Annotated in this window: 15 protein-coding genes; 11 read left to right on the forward strand and 4 right to left on the reverse strand. The window is 38.6% G+C overall.

Features of this window, described 5'->3' with window-relative positions:
- Positions 1 to 69: 69 nt before the first annotated feature.
- The 3 genes from M2470_RS05945 (at position 70) to M2470_RS05955 (ending at position 4816) form a co-directional block, all read left to right on the forward strand.
- Positions 70 to 2082 carry an FISUMP domain-containing protein gene (locus M2470_RS05945; protein WP_280744123.1) on the forward strand — a complete coding sequence of 671 codons (2013 nt, stop codon included), beginning with the start codon at positions 70 to 72 and terminating at the stop codon, positions 2080 to 2082.
- An 81-nt stretch (positions 2083 to 2163) separates the two neighbouring features.
- Positions 2164 to 4146 carry an FISUMP domain-containing protein gene (locus tag M2470_RS05950; RefSeq protein ID WP_280744124.1) on the forward strand — a complete coding sequence of 661 codons (1983 nt, stop codon included), beginning with the start codon at positions 2164 to 2166 and terminating at the stop codon, positions 4144 to 4146.
- A 193-nt stretch (positions 4147 to 4339) separates the two neighbouring features.
- Complete coding sequence (locus M2470_RS05955; RefSeq protein ID WP_280744125.1) at positions 4340 to 4816, forward strand: hypothetical protein; 477 nt, start codon at positions 4340 to 4342, stop codon at positions 4814 to 4816.
- A 136-nt stretch (positions 4817 to 4952) separates the two neighbouring features.
- Here the strand turns inward: M2470_RS05955 and M2470_RS05960 are convergent, their stop codons facing one another.
- Positions 4953 to 5255 carry a type II toxin-antitoxin system RelE/ParE family toxin gene (locus M2470_RS05960; protein ID WP_280744126.1) on the reverse strand — a complete coding sequence of 101 codons (303 nt, stop codon included), beginning with the start codon at positions 5253 to 5255 and terminating at the stop codon, positions 4953 to 4955.
- Between the two features lie 44 nt (positions 5256 to 5299).
- Positions 5300 to 5512, reverse strand: a complete 213-nt coding sequence (locus M2470_RS05965; RefSeq protein WP_280744127.1) for a hypothetical protein — start codon at positions 5510 to 5512, stop codon at positions 5300 to 5302.
- 299 nt (positions 5513 to 5811) lie between these two features.
- On the opposite strand from M2470_RS05965, the gene M2470_RS05970 reads away from it, so the two are divergent.
- Positions 5812 to 5982, forward strand: a complete 171-nt coding sequence (locus M2470_RS05970) for a hypothetical protein (RefSeq protein WP_280744128.1) — start codon at positions 5812 to 5814, stop codon at positions 5980 to 5982.
- Between the two features lie 74 nt (positions 5983 to 6056).
- Here the strand turns inward: M2470_RS05970 and M2470_RS05975 are convergent, their stop codons facing one another.
- A complete protein-coding gene (locus tag M2470_RS05975) occupies positions 6057 to 6737 on the reverse strand; it encodes a recombinase family protein (protein ID WP_280744129.1) in 681 nt (226 codons plus the stop codon).
- A gap of 689 nt (positions 6738 to 7426) precedes the next feature.
- Between M2470_RS05975 and M2470_RS05980 the strand changes: the two genes are divergently transcribed.
- The 3 genes from M2470_RS05980 to M2470_RS05990 all read left to right on the forward strand — a co-directional run bounded on the left by M2470_RS05980 (position 7427) and on the right by M2470_RS05990 (position 9802).
- Positions 7427 to 7819: a hypothetical protein gene (locus M2470_RS05980; RefSeq protein WP_280744130.1), complete on the forward strand. Its 393-nt coding sequence runs from the start codon at positions 7427 to 7429 to the stop codon at positions 7817 to 7819.
- 10 nt (positions 7820 to 7829) lie between these two features.
- Entirely contained in the window at positions 7830 to 8573 is a 744-nt protein-coding gene (locus M2470_RS05985) for a hypothetical protein (protein WP_280744131.1), read from the forward strand.
- A gap of 275 nt (positions 8574 to 8848) precedes the next feature.
- Positions 8849 to 9802 (forward strand): hypothetical protein, encoded by a 954-nt coding sequence (locus M2470_RS05990; RefSeq protein ID WP_280744132.1) that lies wholly within the window; start codon positions 8849 to 8851, stop codon positions 9800 to 9802.
- 677 nt (positions 9803 to 10479) lie between these two features.
- Here the strand turns inward: M2470_RS05990 and M2470_RS05995 are convergent.
- On the reverse strand, positions 10480 to 12594 hold the full coding sequence (locus M2470_RS05995) for a recombinase family protein (RefSeq protein WP_280744133.1): 2115 nt from the start codon (positions 12592 to 12594) through the stop codon (positions 10480 to 10482).
- 72 nt (positions 12595 to 12666) lie between these two features.
- Here M2470_RS05995 and M2470_RS06000 point away from each other — a divergent pair, with 72 nt between their 5' ends.
- From M2470_RS06000 to M2470_RS06015, 4 genes are read left to right on the forward strand one after another with little or no spacing between them, the layout of a single operon-like run.
- Complete coding sequence (locus M2470_RS06000) at positions 12667 to 12939, forward strand: hypothetical protein (RefSeq protein ID WP_280744134.1); 273 nt, start codon at positions 12667 to 12669, stop codon at positions 12937 to 12939.
- Positions 12899 to 13183 carry a hypothetical protein gene (locus M2470_RS06005; RefSeq protein WP_280744135.1) on the forward strand — a complete coding sequence of 95 codons (285 nt, stop codon included), beginning with the start codon at positions 12899 to 12901 and terminating at the stop codon, positions 13181 to 13183. Before M2470_RS06000 ends, M2470_RS06005 begins: the two co-directional genes overlap by 41 nt.
- A 17-nt stretch (positions 13184 to 13200) precedes the next feature.
- Positions 13201 to 13602 carry a D-Ala-D-Ala carboxypeptidase family metallohydrolase gene (locus M2470_RS06010; RefSeq protein WP_280744136.1) on the forward strand — a complete coding sequence of 134 codons (402 nt, stop codon included), beginning with the start codon at positions 13201 to 13203 and terminating at the stop codon, positions 13600 to 13602.
- Entirely contained in the window at positions 13599 to 14024 is a 426-nt protein-coding gene (locus M2470_RS06015) for a hypothetical protein (protein ID WP_280744137.1), read from the forward strand. The genes M2470_RS06010 and M2470_RS06015 overlap by 4 nt, the downstream gene beginning before the upstream one ends.
- Positions 14025 to 14036 lie beyond the last annotated feature (12 nt).

Below are 14036 nucleotides of genomic sequence, written 5' to 3' on the forward strand. Positions count from 1 at the left end.
CAATCGAATGATTGCAAAATCTCCCCTCTCGAGAGGGGAAATGGAAAACATTAAAACAACAAAAGAATAATGAAAACAAAACATACAAAACTAACAATATTATTAGCTGCTCTGGTGCTGATGTTGGTGCCTTCCTGCAGCCAGGAGGAATTCTCTAATCCCCCCATTAAGGGAGAGGGAGGTGGCTCTATCACCTTCCGGCTTCAGGGAAAAAGACAGCCGGTAAGCTATGCAACAATAGCTACGCAGCAAGAGAATGTAGTAGACTCGCTGGAGATCTATATGTTTAGCGACCGCTCGGCTGAAAGCAAGCCGAACTTATTGCAGAAGGTATTCCGCTTAGGAAGTACGGATCTGAACCAAACGAATGCAGACCTGGAGACTACCATAGATGTAACCGGACGTATGGGTAAACATATCTTTTACTTCGTAGCCAATGGCAAGGATAATGCTTCGTCTTTGGCAAACATCAATGTAGGGGCTACTACGGAAGAGGCCTTCCGCGAACGGATGACGGACATACAGACAAACCTTATCAAGTCGCCATTATTGATGACAACCCGTCAGGAGATCGTGGATATCGAAACCCCCACGGATGAAGAAAAAAAGGTGAAACTCTACCGCCGCGTAGCTCGTTTTGATGTAGAAAATGATGCTTCCGATACCAACTTTACCATTGACAATATATTGGTAGAGAACGTAAAACAGCAAGGCTATGCCTTCGGCGACGCTACAGGCACTCCCGCCCAAACCTTCGCCACCGGAAAGCTCCCGATGATCAAAAACAATGATCCGTCAGACTTCAATATCGGTACCCCGGTAGCCAGTGCATTCTACCTCTACCCAACCAAATTAGAAGACGGGCAGACTGTAATCTCCTTTGAAGGTGAGTTTATGGGCGAACGCCGCATCTACAGCCTGAAAGGCGGTACAGAGATAGAAGCCAACAAACGCTATATATTAAAAATAAAGAAGATAGCTCCGAACACTCCCTCCCTGATCATAGAAAGAGAGGATTGGGGCGATGACGGTGGCGAGTACGAAGTAGAACCCAAAACGGATGATATGGAAATAGGAGCCCTCTCCCTGACACCCAACACCGGTATCCAGGTAACAGGCAAAACTTACGACATCACCGATGCTACAAGCGCCGGAGTAGTTACCATCCCGGTAACAAGCTATACGAAATCCGGCACCCGCATGGAAGTTACTTATTTACATGGTACAGGCAACAGCGATACGAAAGTAACGTTCAACAATTCCGAAGCCGTCCTGACCTACGCTGCCGGATACTTCCAGGAATACAAAATAAACATCCCCAAGCCAGGCAAAACCCCTATGCACGCAAGGGTAGAAATCATCAACAACTCCCGCCCGGAAATACGTGATACCATCTATGTTAAGAGTGTTCCCAACTACGATACAACACAAGAGAAACCCGTCCTTTTCGGTGGTATCTATTGGGCTCCGGTGAATGTGGGAGCTACGGAAATAGGTACGACTACGGATGTAAAGCATCATGGATTGCTTTTTCAGTGGGGGCGTAATATAGGCTTTGTATATAATGGCGAAAAGGGCACTACTCCGGACGTGTATCCTATAATGGGTGCTGTAAGTTGGGAAGTAGCTATGGAAGGTGATGCCAAAGGGCTATTTATTAAAAGTAATAGTGCTTCAGGAAACGACTGGTTGTTTCCTCAGGATGACAGTTTATGGAGTGGCGACAAACAACGAGGTCCTTGTCCGGAGGGCTGGCGTGTACCGACAAAGACGGAGCTTGAGCTTATTAAAACGGCCTACGGAACGAGCTATACGGCCAATGGTGGCACGGTAATCTGGAAGGCGGAGGAGAAGCGCATTGAGGTCAAAGGCGACAATCTGGAGAAGGTACTGTACTTCCCTGCTGTCGGAGATCGAAGTCACGGTTCCGGTAATTCCACTAATCAAGGCATGCACGGCTACTATTGGTCTTCAGACCCATTTGGTCTGAGCTTGAAAATTCTGAACTTTAGTGCATCTACCCTACTCATAGGTAACAGTGGTCGTGCGGTCGGTCGTTCTGTTCGCTGCGTACAAGAATAGACAGAGGTTTTGCAATCGAATGATTGCAAAATCTCCCCTCTCAAGAGGGGAAATAAGGAACAATAAACGCATAAAAAAAAGATGAAAACAAAACATACAAAACTAACAATATTATTAGCTGCTCTGGTGCTGATGTTGGCATCCTCTTGCAATCAGGAAGAATTCTCTAATCCCCCCATTAAGGGGGAGAGGGGTGGCTCTATCACCTTCCGTCTTCAGGGAAAAAGACAACCGGTAAGCTATGCAACAATAGCTACGCAGCAAGAGAATGTGGTAGACTCGCTGGAGATCTATATGTTTAGCGACCGCTCGGCAGAAAGCCAGCCCAACTTGCTTCAAAAAGTATTTCGCGTAGGTAGTACGGATCTGAACCAAACGAATGCAGACCTGGAGACTACCATAGATGTAACCGGGCGTACGGGTAAACATATCTTTTACTTCGTAGCCAATGGCAAGGACAATGCTTCGTCTTTGGCAAACATCAATGTAGGGGCTACTACGGAAGAGGACTTCCGCGAGCGGCTGACGGACATACAAGCAGACCTTATCAAGTCGCCACTACTGATGACAACTCGCCAGGAAATTGTGGATATTGAAACCCCTACAGCGGATGAGAAAAAGGTAAAACTCTACCGCCGCGTGGCTCGTTTTGATGTGGAAAACGACGCTTCCGATACCAATTTTACCATCGGCAACATATTGGTAGAGAACGTAAAGCAGCAAGGCTATGCCTTCGGAGATGCCACAGGCACTCCCGCCCAAAACCTTGCCACCGGAAAACATCCAATGATCGAGAACAACGACCCGGCAGACTTCAACACCGGTACCCCGGTAGCCAGTGCCTTCTACCTCTACCCCACCAAATTGGCAGACGGGCAAACCGTAATTTCCTTTGAGGGTGAGTTTATGGGCGAACGCCGCATCTACAGCCTGAAAAGCGGCACAGAGATAGAAGCCAACAAGCGCTATATATTGAGGGTGAAGAAAGTAGCCCCGAACACCCCTTCCTTGACCATAGCAAGAGCGGACTGGGAGGATGCCGGCGGCACCTACGAAGCTGAAGCCGAAGAAGATGATATGGAAATAGGTACTTTTGAGCTGACACCCAACACTGGTATCAAAGTAACAGGCAAAACCTACGACATTACCGATGCCACAGCCAACGCCACTCTCACCATCCCCGTAAAGACCTACAACAAGTCAGGTACCCGTGCGGATGTAACATACATAGCATGTGGCGAATCCGACCTCCCTGGCTTCAAAGTAGAAAGTACAACACCTATTCTGACCTACAGCGCAGGCTACGAGCAGACACATACCATCACAATCCCAAAAGTAAAAAAAGGGGATATAAATATACAGGTGGAAATCGTGAATGAAAGCACTCCTGAGCAACGGGATACGATCCATATCGTTGGCGACCATTATTTTCCCAACACAAGGCTCAAACCAGTCGTCTTTGGAGGTGTTACCTGGGCTCCTGTGAATGTGGGTGCCACGGAGATTGGTAATAGTGCAGAACTGAAGCATACCGGCTACTACTACCAGTGGGGACGTAACAAGGGCTTCGTCTATGGTGCATCAGGCGATACCCAGCCAGGCCCTGTCACCTATGATCAGGGCACAACGGGTATCTATAAGGACAAGTTCATTTTAAATGCCAACACAGCACCATTCGACTGGTTAAGCCAGCAGAACCACGATCTCTGGCGCGGAGCAAACGCCCAGGGTCCTTGTCCGGAAGGTTGGCGCGTGCCTACAAAGGATGAGTTTGAACTTATCAAAACAGCTTACGGCAATGCCTATAACAGTACAGTGTCCTTTACAGACAACTACCTGAAGATCAAAGGTGAGGATCCGGGAGAAATACTGTATATTCCTGCAGCAGGCCGCCGCCGCCGTGATACTGGTAATTCCGAGGATAACAAAACGCTTGGCTCCTATTGGTCGTCTGAACCTGGTGATGAGGTGTACGCCACGAGATTACACTTCGGAACGTCGGATCTGCAAATAGATGCCGTCAGTCGTTCGAGTGGGCATTCTATTCGCTGTGTACAAGATTAAATGTTTTTTCATACATAATAATGTTTTTGGTTAATTAGAGTCGTGTGGACAGGGATGTTAGCACGGCTCGCAATAATAATTCAATAATTGAATGACTGGATAACTGAAAGTTGAATGACTGAATAACTCAGTAACTCAATGATTCAGTTATTCAGTTTCTCAGTAATTAATCTCTAAAATACGAAAGAAAAAAATGGAAGATTTACGTAAGCTGCTGGGGAGGCATCCTTCAGTACGTCGCTTTAATGCATTATTGGCCAACTGTACGGCCGAAGAGAAACAAGTACACTATCACCGGATTTATCGTTTGGCGCTGAGCAAATGGAGCTCCTGTTCCAAGCGTTACCAGGAGTTCTTCAGAAACTTTATCAAACATGACTGGCAGAGCTGCCTGAACTATATCCACAAGGAAACCGTCTTGGGGGTTCTGGGCTATTCATTAGACAATCCCATCATGTTTGAGAAAATGTGCAACCTGGTCGAGCGCAAGTCCAAAAACCATCCGGTCTCCTACAACCACCTCGCCTTCTCTCTGTTACTAAGCTTCAACCTCAACCTAAAAAACAAGCGCAAACGCAACATAAGCGTATTAGGCGACCAAATCCGCACCACCTCCTTCTACCCCGAAGAACTCAAACTCCTCCTAGGCTACGCCCATATCCTTAATTGATTTTCCTCCCTTCACACACATTAAATACAGGGGTTTGCACCGCCTGCCTATTGACATTCCGGTACTACGTACCACTACACCCCGAGCTACGCTGCGCTTGCAAGGGCTTATACAAATCAAAGTCCTTCCGGACTTTTTATTTTTTGATTAGTGTTCCGTGGATCATGCGATGGACTAAAACGATATGATTGTGGATTGTGTATATGATTGTGAAGTTTTTATAGTTGATGTGGCGAGCATTTTTTCCATAAATAAGTACTTCTTTATAAGAGGATATGGCATAGGCATCGGCTGTTGTTTCCAGTTCTGTTATTTTAGTATATATTCCTCGCAAAAACCGTTTTGCAGTAAGAGGAGCATATAATTTGGTTTTGATATAAGTAGTAATATTTCGGATGTCTTTATTTGCTTGGGGCGTAAATTTAATCACGTATTTCATAGAAAAAGAATTGGTTTTGGCATAAATAATTTTATAATCTTATTCTATAATTGAACTTTAAGACCTAGATCTTCCAATATCGCATCTTCAAAATTCTTCTTAAATTCATCCAATGAAATAAGATCTTCTTCTGGTACTGGTAAAGGGGTTTTATCCCTTTCATCGCTTACAATATGCGCCACGCGGGGATGTTTCTCTATTTCTTTCAATAGCTTTCGCCCTATTCTTGATTTATTGTCGATAATTACAGTTGTCATACAAACTACATCTTATAGTACATTACAAATATACAAAATTAGTGTGTAATTGGATAGGGGGAAAGTGAATAAATCATAAAAGAAAATATGACTTCTTTGTGTTTATGGGCTTTCTGAGTTTTGTTGAAACTGCTGCGATAGCGCACGCTTTTGTGTGCCATTCTTTTTTAGTTTCCCCTTTTCAATTGATAATTGCGCGCTAAAGCGTGCGCTATTGCGGCAGTTTTAACTTTTGCGCTAGCTGTAGCTTTGCACTGTGTTTCAATAGTGGAGCACATAATTTTTAATCATTTATTTATATGTCTTTAAAATTTAGAAAAGTACAGTACAAAGTGTTGAGTGGCGCAGATGCCGGAAAAATGAAAACGTATGCAAGGGCTAAATCAGCCGGTCGTTGCGATATGCAAAAGTTGTGTAAGCTGATATCGGCTCGGTCGGCTATGTCGAGTGCGGATGTGAAACTTGTATAGATATAGTGGTATTTATTAAATCCCTTGTATTCAGTCATATATCTTGATTTGTCAAGATGTTAGGTTTTGTTTATTTAACATTTAGAATCAAAAAGCAAATGAACTCTTTGAATAGCTTTAATTGTAAATGTTTTCCCTTTGCTTGTATAAAAACCAGCTTTATTAAGCTCTCTCATAATTTCAGCCCAAGTCTTATTTTGTTCTTTTAATGACTTGATGAAAGCATAGGCTCGCTTGTTGTTTTCATTATCATAAGCTTTATTTTTTCTTGTAGCTTTACTATTTTCAATAGCTTGGTCTAAGTTGTCACGTAAATTATTAGGTTTCCCCAATAATGCTCCTTTTTGTTTTTTTGCTTGCAATGCTTTTTTGGTTCTTTCGCTGATAAGTTCCCTTTCATACTGAGCTAAAGATGCAAAAATGCCAAGAGTTAGTGTATTGAGCTGAGGCATATCGACACAACAAATATCTATACCTGAATTTCTCACATTAAACAGAAATTCCACATTTCTACTTAAACGATCTAATTTAGCTATGATGATTGTTGCTTTATTTCTCTTACATGATTCTAATGCTTTATGAAGTTCTATCCGTTCATTGTGTTTACCACTTTCTTGTTCTTCATACGAATCAATAATAATTCCGTCTATTCTTTTTGTATAATCCTTTACAGTGTTTTTTTGAGCATCAATACCTAAATCTTGCCCTTTTTTGCTCGTTCTATAGTAGGCTACAAATTTTTGTTGTGTTTTCATATTTATTACTCTCTTTCCTGATTTGATGCAAAGATAAGAAATAATGTCATAAACCAAACGGACGTTTAGCAAATGACATTTATCTATAAAGCAATAAATTTGAAAAAGAGTATTGAAAGAAAGGTTAATGACATCTATGGTATAAAGCAAAGGCTAAGTAAGTATGTATTAATTGAAAATAAAAAAAAGAGGCACACCCCTATCTAAAGTAGGGATTCAGAACATATAATTCACTTTCTATTACAGCAATTAATCTTACCACCACTTGATTTCAGAATGAGTATATATTTGAAAATCAATCGCTATACAGAAATGTGGAGCAATATTTTAGTAGTATCCTTCCTCGAATAAGAAGTTTTTACCTTTCCCTTGATTGTTATATTTTAATACTTTGCCTTATCTTTACACCAAATCTATGGAGATAGATTCATTTTAATTTGAGCGTAACTATTATTCTTGTCTCAGAAATCGGCAAAATTTCAACCATACTGGAGTAATAGCAATTAATGCTCATGTCTTTGCTTATAATCTTATGATAAAGATATATGGCAAATGGCGTGGGCTGTTGCTAAGTATTTGTATGGTGGGCATTGCCGATGCCTTTGAGACAGAGAAAAGTAGCAGTTCCCACGCTTTTTATTTTTAATGCCGAACGAAGGGAGCAGGGAGGCAGAAGATATTATATGTATATGAGAAAGATTTTGTCAATTGTATTGTTGCTATCCTTTTATTCTTTTATGACCAATGCACAAGAATATGTAAAGTTCACAGGTTCAAAATCTGTTTTAATGGCCAATGGGCAAGTAATTCATCAAGAAAATGCAAAAGTCCGTGTACTTACCAGAATTGACGATAGCAGTTCTGGAAAACTTTATGTCTATGCAGGACTGGATGTCCGTCAATTAGAAATAACATCTGTAAAAGTCTCTAAAAAGGCCGGAGAGACATATTATTCTCTTATTTGTATCGGTGGTGAAAGAGGAAATAGAGAAGAAGCTATGATAGCTATTGATAGGGTTGGGAAAAAAACTTTATTCTTGGGTGACTTTGGAACAAAAACAGGAACAATGATAATCGAATAAATTTACTGCAATGAAAAAAGTTATTATAGTTTTAGTTGTTTGCTTTGTTATATATCAGATGCTATTGAGTGATTGTGAAGAACGCGATAGAAAACAGAGGATAGCTCAAAGTGAAGAAATGCTGAGAATTGAAAAAGAAAAAAGCACAGTTAATACCCCAACTACTAAACCGGGAAAAAAGACCCCAGAAGTTCCTCGGTATGAAATCATCAAAAGAACAAAAACGGATGATTATGTGAAGAAAGTTGAATATAGTGTTAGAATATTTGAAGAACTGACAAAAGAGCATTTGGAGCTTATCGCAAAAGATATTAAGAAGAAATCTCCAATAGGCTATGAATATATATTTGTCTCTTATTATATGCCTTCCCATGAAGTTGGTTTTGGCTCATGGGCAATGACACGTATTGCTCCAAATACCTTTGAGACACAGATCAATGGCGTTTCCAGAAGTAAAATCCCAAAAACAGAACTGGAAAAAGACAATACGACACAAATTGGTAGATGGACTGGCAATTTAATAGGGCATGGAGTTGAGCTAATTATATATAAGAAAGGAAACAAATTATTCTTAAAGAGAACTTTCTCTGACGGTAGTGGCGGTGAAGATGAATTGATTGTAAAAAAAATCAATGGAACTTCCAGATATTATTATAAAGACAAGGATAGGCGCTATGAATACTATGTTATTAAGAATGGGGCTTTGCTTGTCTATGATGATTTAGGAAATCTGGGAGAAAAATATAATCCTTAAATATTTTGATAACGGCTTTTATTTTGTAACTTAGCATAGGATATGTTCGACCTTGATGAAATATGGATAGATGTTAATTGTCCAAAATGTAATTATCTATTTGAGATACAAATGATAGATGCAAGATTGGAGAAAAAAGTCTATTGTCCTAATTGTAAAATAACAATCAAACTTCAAGACAAGGATGCGTCTGTCCATACTTCGGTCAAGGATATAAATAATGCACTGCAAGAGTTAAATAAAAGCCTAAATAACCTATTCAAATAAGCCCTCTTATGTATTATAATCATCAACTTAGAAGTAACCTTCAGGAATGGAGAAATCAATTGTACAAATCAAATATTAATGATTTTGCAGACGATCTTTGCTTTTTTTATATAAAGGTAGGCAAAGAAAGTTTACTTGAGTCATTGTTAAATAACATAATAGAAGAACATCCATTAAATGATGATGAGCTTGATAAATGGATGGAGCAGCTACATTATAATCAAGTACAATATCAAGATGAAAGACATAGATTATCTTACTTCATTCACATGTTCTTCTATTTTTCTAAATCACGTCAAAGCCCTGCTGATTATATGATATTTTATAATAGCAAACGAGAAGACAGTGTAAGAGAGTTTCTTGATAGAATTATAACTCCTATTGTTAATTATTTGCATGATTCTCTTGATAAGGTTAATTCTCTATTGTATATACTTGAAAAATACAAGCTAAGGACAGAATGGTTCACTAAAAATGATTTAAAAGAAAAATATAGTAATCCAACAAACAAGCAGTATGAAAAAGTTTTTGAAGATAATATAAGACTTTATTTGTTTGATCAGGGTATTGACTACCCGTTTTCAACTCCTCAATCTTCATCAGGGAGAGCAGATGTTGTTAGTTTAATAGATACGGAAGACCCTTTGGTCATGGAAATTAAAGTATTCGATTCCAGCAAAGATTATAGGCAAAATAGGATTATAAGTGGATTTGCGCAGATAGTGAAGTATTCGAATGATTATCATAAGGACGTAGGCTATCTCGTTGTTTTCAATCTCGACAATGTAGAAATTGAAATTGAAAATAATACCCAAGATAAGAAATGGCCAAATAGATTTATTTTCAATGGGAAAACCTATTATATTATTATTATCAATTTAAATGATGATGTATCTGCCAGTAAACAAAAGAAAATAAACAAGATTTCTTTATCATACAAAGAACTAACATCAACTGAGTGATAGATTATATTTGCTATCTATAAATGCCTGATTTTCAATTTTTCCTCAAAGAAGAGGAAAAGTATCTAAAGTGATAGTCTATTCATTTACCTACTAAAGCTAACATGGACAGAAGTGTTGTGTTCTTGCCAAAGGCAAGAGTGTAAGACCCCCCTCCCCCAAATATAGGTTTATAGTAAATACATAAACATATATATGAGTTTGGGATAATAAGTGAGCTACTTTGAAGACCCCCCTAAGTCGTCTTTTGAATATATAATTCTAAGACTTCAAAGTAGTGAATCTAATAACCTTGTAAGAACTTACACTAACATCTGTCTTACAAACTTTCAATATCAAATGCGGGTTCTTCTGGTATCTCTATTCAATATGGAAACATCATCATATTGGAGACTTTTCCCGACTTATATTGTCAATATGCGAAGCCTTTATGTAAACCGTACTTGTACCTTTTCTGGTGGTTGGCATATTGAAATCGATGCTATCGATTCTACTCTGGTAAAAAATACCGTATACTAATAAATAGAGTATTTCAAATGTAAAATGTTTAAAAGTGCCCTTAAGAACCTGTTAAATTCCAATCTAAGGGAGGATGCGAAAAGAGAGAAGGTCGGTAAAAAGCCTTAAAGATGGCCAATACAGCTTTTGAAAGAACGGGTTAGTGATTCATATAAAAATTATTTTTGATTACATGTTTCCGCCCAGCTTATCCACTGCGTATAATACGCCCCTTCATAAGGTTCTGAAGGCTCTTTGTCCTCCTCTGAAATATTATCTAGTTCTGGGATCGTTATACACAGTTCTTTCTTAGCAAACATAATCGTTTTCTTTAAGATAACCTCCAGCTCTTCTGGATCACATTCTGTCAACCGCTTTTCATTTCCAAATGTTTTTTCTATGAAATTGTAAAGTGTATTTGCTTGAATATCTGGGTACTGCTTTGTTATTTGTGTAAAAACAGTTTCAATCATAGATTTCAGTTTGTATGGTAACAAAGCTACTACACCTAATTTGCTGGAATTCTCTGTTTTCAGTATGTATTGATGCTTGAATTTAGTGAGGTTTGTAGTTTTGTTCATATTCCGAACATCCAATCTATTATAAGGTACAACTGTTACAACAGAGGATATACCCAGAGAATTGTTTGTTTTAGCTGTATCACGGATCAAATCCAAAGGTACTATATTGTCTTTTATAGTGATGCCATAAAGTAAGTATAATAATTTTGTTGATACAGTATTTTTAAAATACAATTGCTTCTTTTCTTTATCAAAAAATATAACGCTCTGATTTATATGAAAATAAAACTCTTTTTTGAGTTGGGAATAATAATAGAGATAATCAATTACACCATCTTTTCTTTGAACACGAACGATTTTATCAAATCGGGTTATAGTATATATTTTCACTTCCTCAATAACAGCATTGATTAAGGTTTTAATTTGATGTATGTCTATTATTTCCTTATAACTGCTTAGGAGTTCTTTAATTTTAATCTTTTGATTTATTTGTCTCTTCAAAAGAGCAATTTCTGAATTTAGTTTATCTATTTTCTTTTGATTTTGATCTTTGTCTGTATTTATTCTTTTGGCTTCCCTTAGGAATTCATCTTTATCAATAGTGTCTGCTTTGAACATTACTTTAGTTTTATCTAACTCCTTATTTAATATGGAGAAGACTTTAGCATATTGTTCGATTTCGAGTTCAATCGCTTTGATTTTAGCGTTTGTTTGTTGCTCCTGAGCCTCTTGAGCTTCTTTGTTCTTTAAATCGCTTATAAAGGGCTGGGAATATGTCCAAATGATTCCATTAAGTGCCCTTTCTGAAAAAGCAAGACATTCACATGATGTTCCGTAGCATTGCTTTTGAGTATGAATATTTTTAGTGCAAATATATCCTTTCCTTATTAAAGTGGTACATTTTGAGCCGCAAACACTACAAATTAAAACATCTTTGAGCAAATTGACGTATTTATAGCTCTTATCTATTTTAGTGTTATTTTGTTTTCGTAGTTCTGCACATTTATCCCATAACCATGGCTCTACAAGTTTAGGAACAGGTCTAAAGCCTAATTTCACCTGTCTTCCTCCCTTATAATCCTCATTACGCAAAATACGTACAATATTTGAATTAACAAGTAAATGTTTAGGATAACCTTTAGCCATACATATACGTCTTAGCTCATTTGTGGAAACACCTGTTTCATAGGTTTTAAAAAGTTCAAGGACAATATCCGCCTTAGATTTTCCTAATTCCGGTATAATGTCTGTATCAGGGACAATCATTTTATTTTCATCAGCTTTATATCCAAATCTGGTTGTTCCGCTTACAACCTTACCTAAAGAAACATTTATTTTTTTAGCAGAAATCATTCTATCCTTCATTAGTTTTAGCTCATAGCCAGCATAATACCCTATTACATTCAACATTAGACCTGCACTAAAAGATATTTTACCATTATCCAACAGCCAAATATTTTGTGAATAGAAATAGACATTGATTTTATGTTCTTCAAAAAATTCAATTAATAAATTGAGTGTTGATTGTTTCCTCCCTAAACGTGATATTTCCCATACTAATACAGTTTTAATGTCATTTTGTATTAGATATTCTTTCATTTCAGAGAGACCTTCTCTATATCTTTCATCCTTAAGACCAGACATTTTATCTGAGAAAGTTTTTATGATAGCATAATTTTCTTTTTTAGCAAATGATCTTAAATCTTCAAGTTGCCGATTATAATCCTGTTCTTCTGTTGATACTCTTAAATAGATAACTGCATCTTTAGCCATAACCAAAATTTTTAATAGATATGTTTCAAAAATAGATATAAAATTAAATACCACAAAATATATTCACTATTCGTGAAAGCGATACTGGATTCGTTGAACTGGGTGATGGATGTAGAGCTTCAGGCGGGGAATATTGTGCAGCTGGGAGAGTTTGGAAATTTCCGCTTGTCGATAAGCTCCCAAGGTACGGATAAGGAAGATGATTTTACAGCTGCCAATATCAAGAAAGCGAAGATCGTATTCTCGCCCGGAAAAAGCCTGCGTGAAACCAAGGATACCCTGTATTTTGAACATGAGAAGCCTTATGAAAAGGAAAAGGAGTGTAACAGGACTCACCTTGATTAATCTGCAACTGCTGACGGCAATCCTGCTCACTTTGAGCGGGATTGTCCTCCTGTTCAGCGGCTTTTGGGTAAAACCGGAAGGAGAGATAGATAGTAGTGTGTTAGTGGCTTTTGGTGAGATCAGCACGTTTGCAGGCGCCTTGTTTGGGGTGGATTATTCTTATCGGTTTAATAGGCTTAATGGACTTAATAAACCTAATAAACTTAATAAACCTAATAAACTTAATGGATCTAATAAACTTTAATATTGAATTTTTTAACTATGAATATTTCAAAGGATTTTACATGGGAAGAGATGCTGTATAGTGATACGGCAAAGGTGAATGGGATTAAGAATGTGCCGGAACGGGAAGAACGGATGGCCATTGAAGAATTGGTGAAGCGGCTGTTGCAGCCTCTGCGTTTGGCGTATGGCGGGCCGATACGGATTACGAGCGGGTATCGCTGTGCCGAACTGAATGAACTGGTGGGTGGCGTGCCTTCAAGCCAGCATGTGAAAGGGCAGGCTGCCGATTGTATGATACGCGGGAATGCTTCCGAATTGCTGGGTTTGGTATTGGCACACAAACTGCCTTTTGATCAGGCCATCTTATACCGGAAACGCAATTTTCTTCATTTATCCATTCGCCCGGAAAATAATCGGGAAAAAGTCCTTTTTAAATGAAGAATGTAGTGTGGTTTGTATTCTTCATTTTCTCTGCTTGTAGTGTGGGGCGGGAGAGTAGGCTTGCTTATCAGCGGGACGTGAGGGAAGAGGTGATGTTGTCGGACTCCTTTATTCGGCAACATGTCTATAGCGGCTTGCAGCATAAAAAGGTGGCGATCCGGCAGGTATGGCTGAGTCCGCCGGATACATCCAACAAACAGTATGTACAAGCGATTACAGAGATAGCCTCCGTAGATGAACAGACATATCAGGGAGAGGAAACGGTGGAAAAAGAAAGGTCGCTGCATCAATCGATAGAAAGCAAAGATGAAAGCCAATCGCTAGAGAAGAAGCGTATCTCTAAAAACACACCCCTTTGCCTATTCCTCCTTCTTGGCGGACTTATCGCAAGTATTCTTTCTTATGTAAAGGGTAAGTAAGATTTATTAGAA

Origin of the sequence: Parabacteroides sp. PH5-46 (assembly GCF_029892785.1) — a bacterium.
Classification (GTDB): domain Bacteria; phylum Bacteroidota; class Bacteroidia; order Bacteroidales; family Tannerellaceae; genus DFXE01.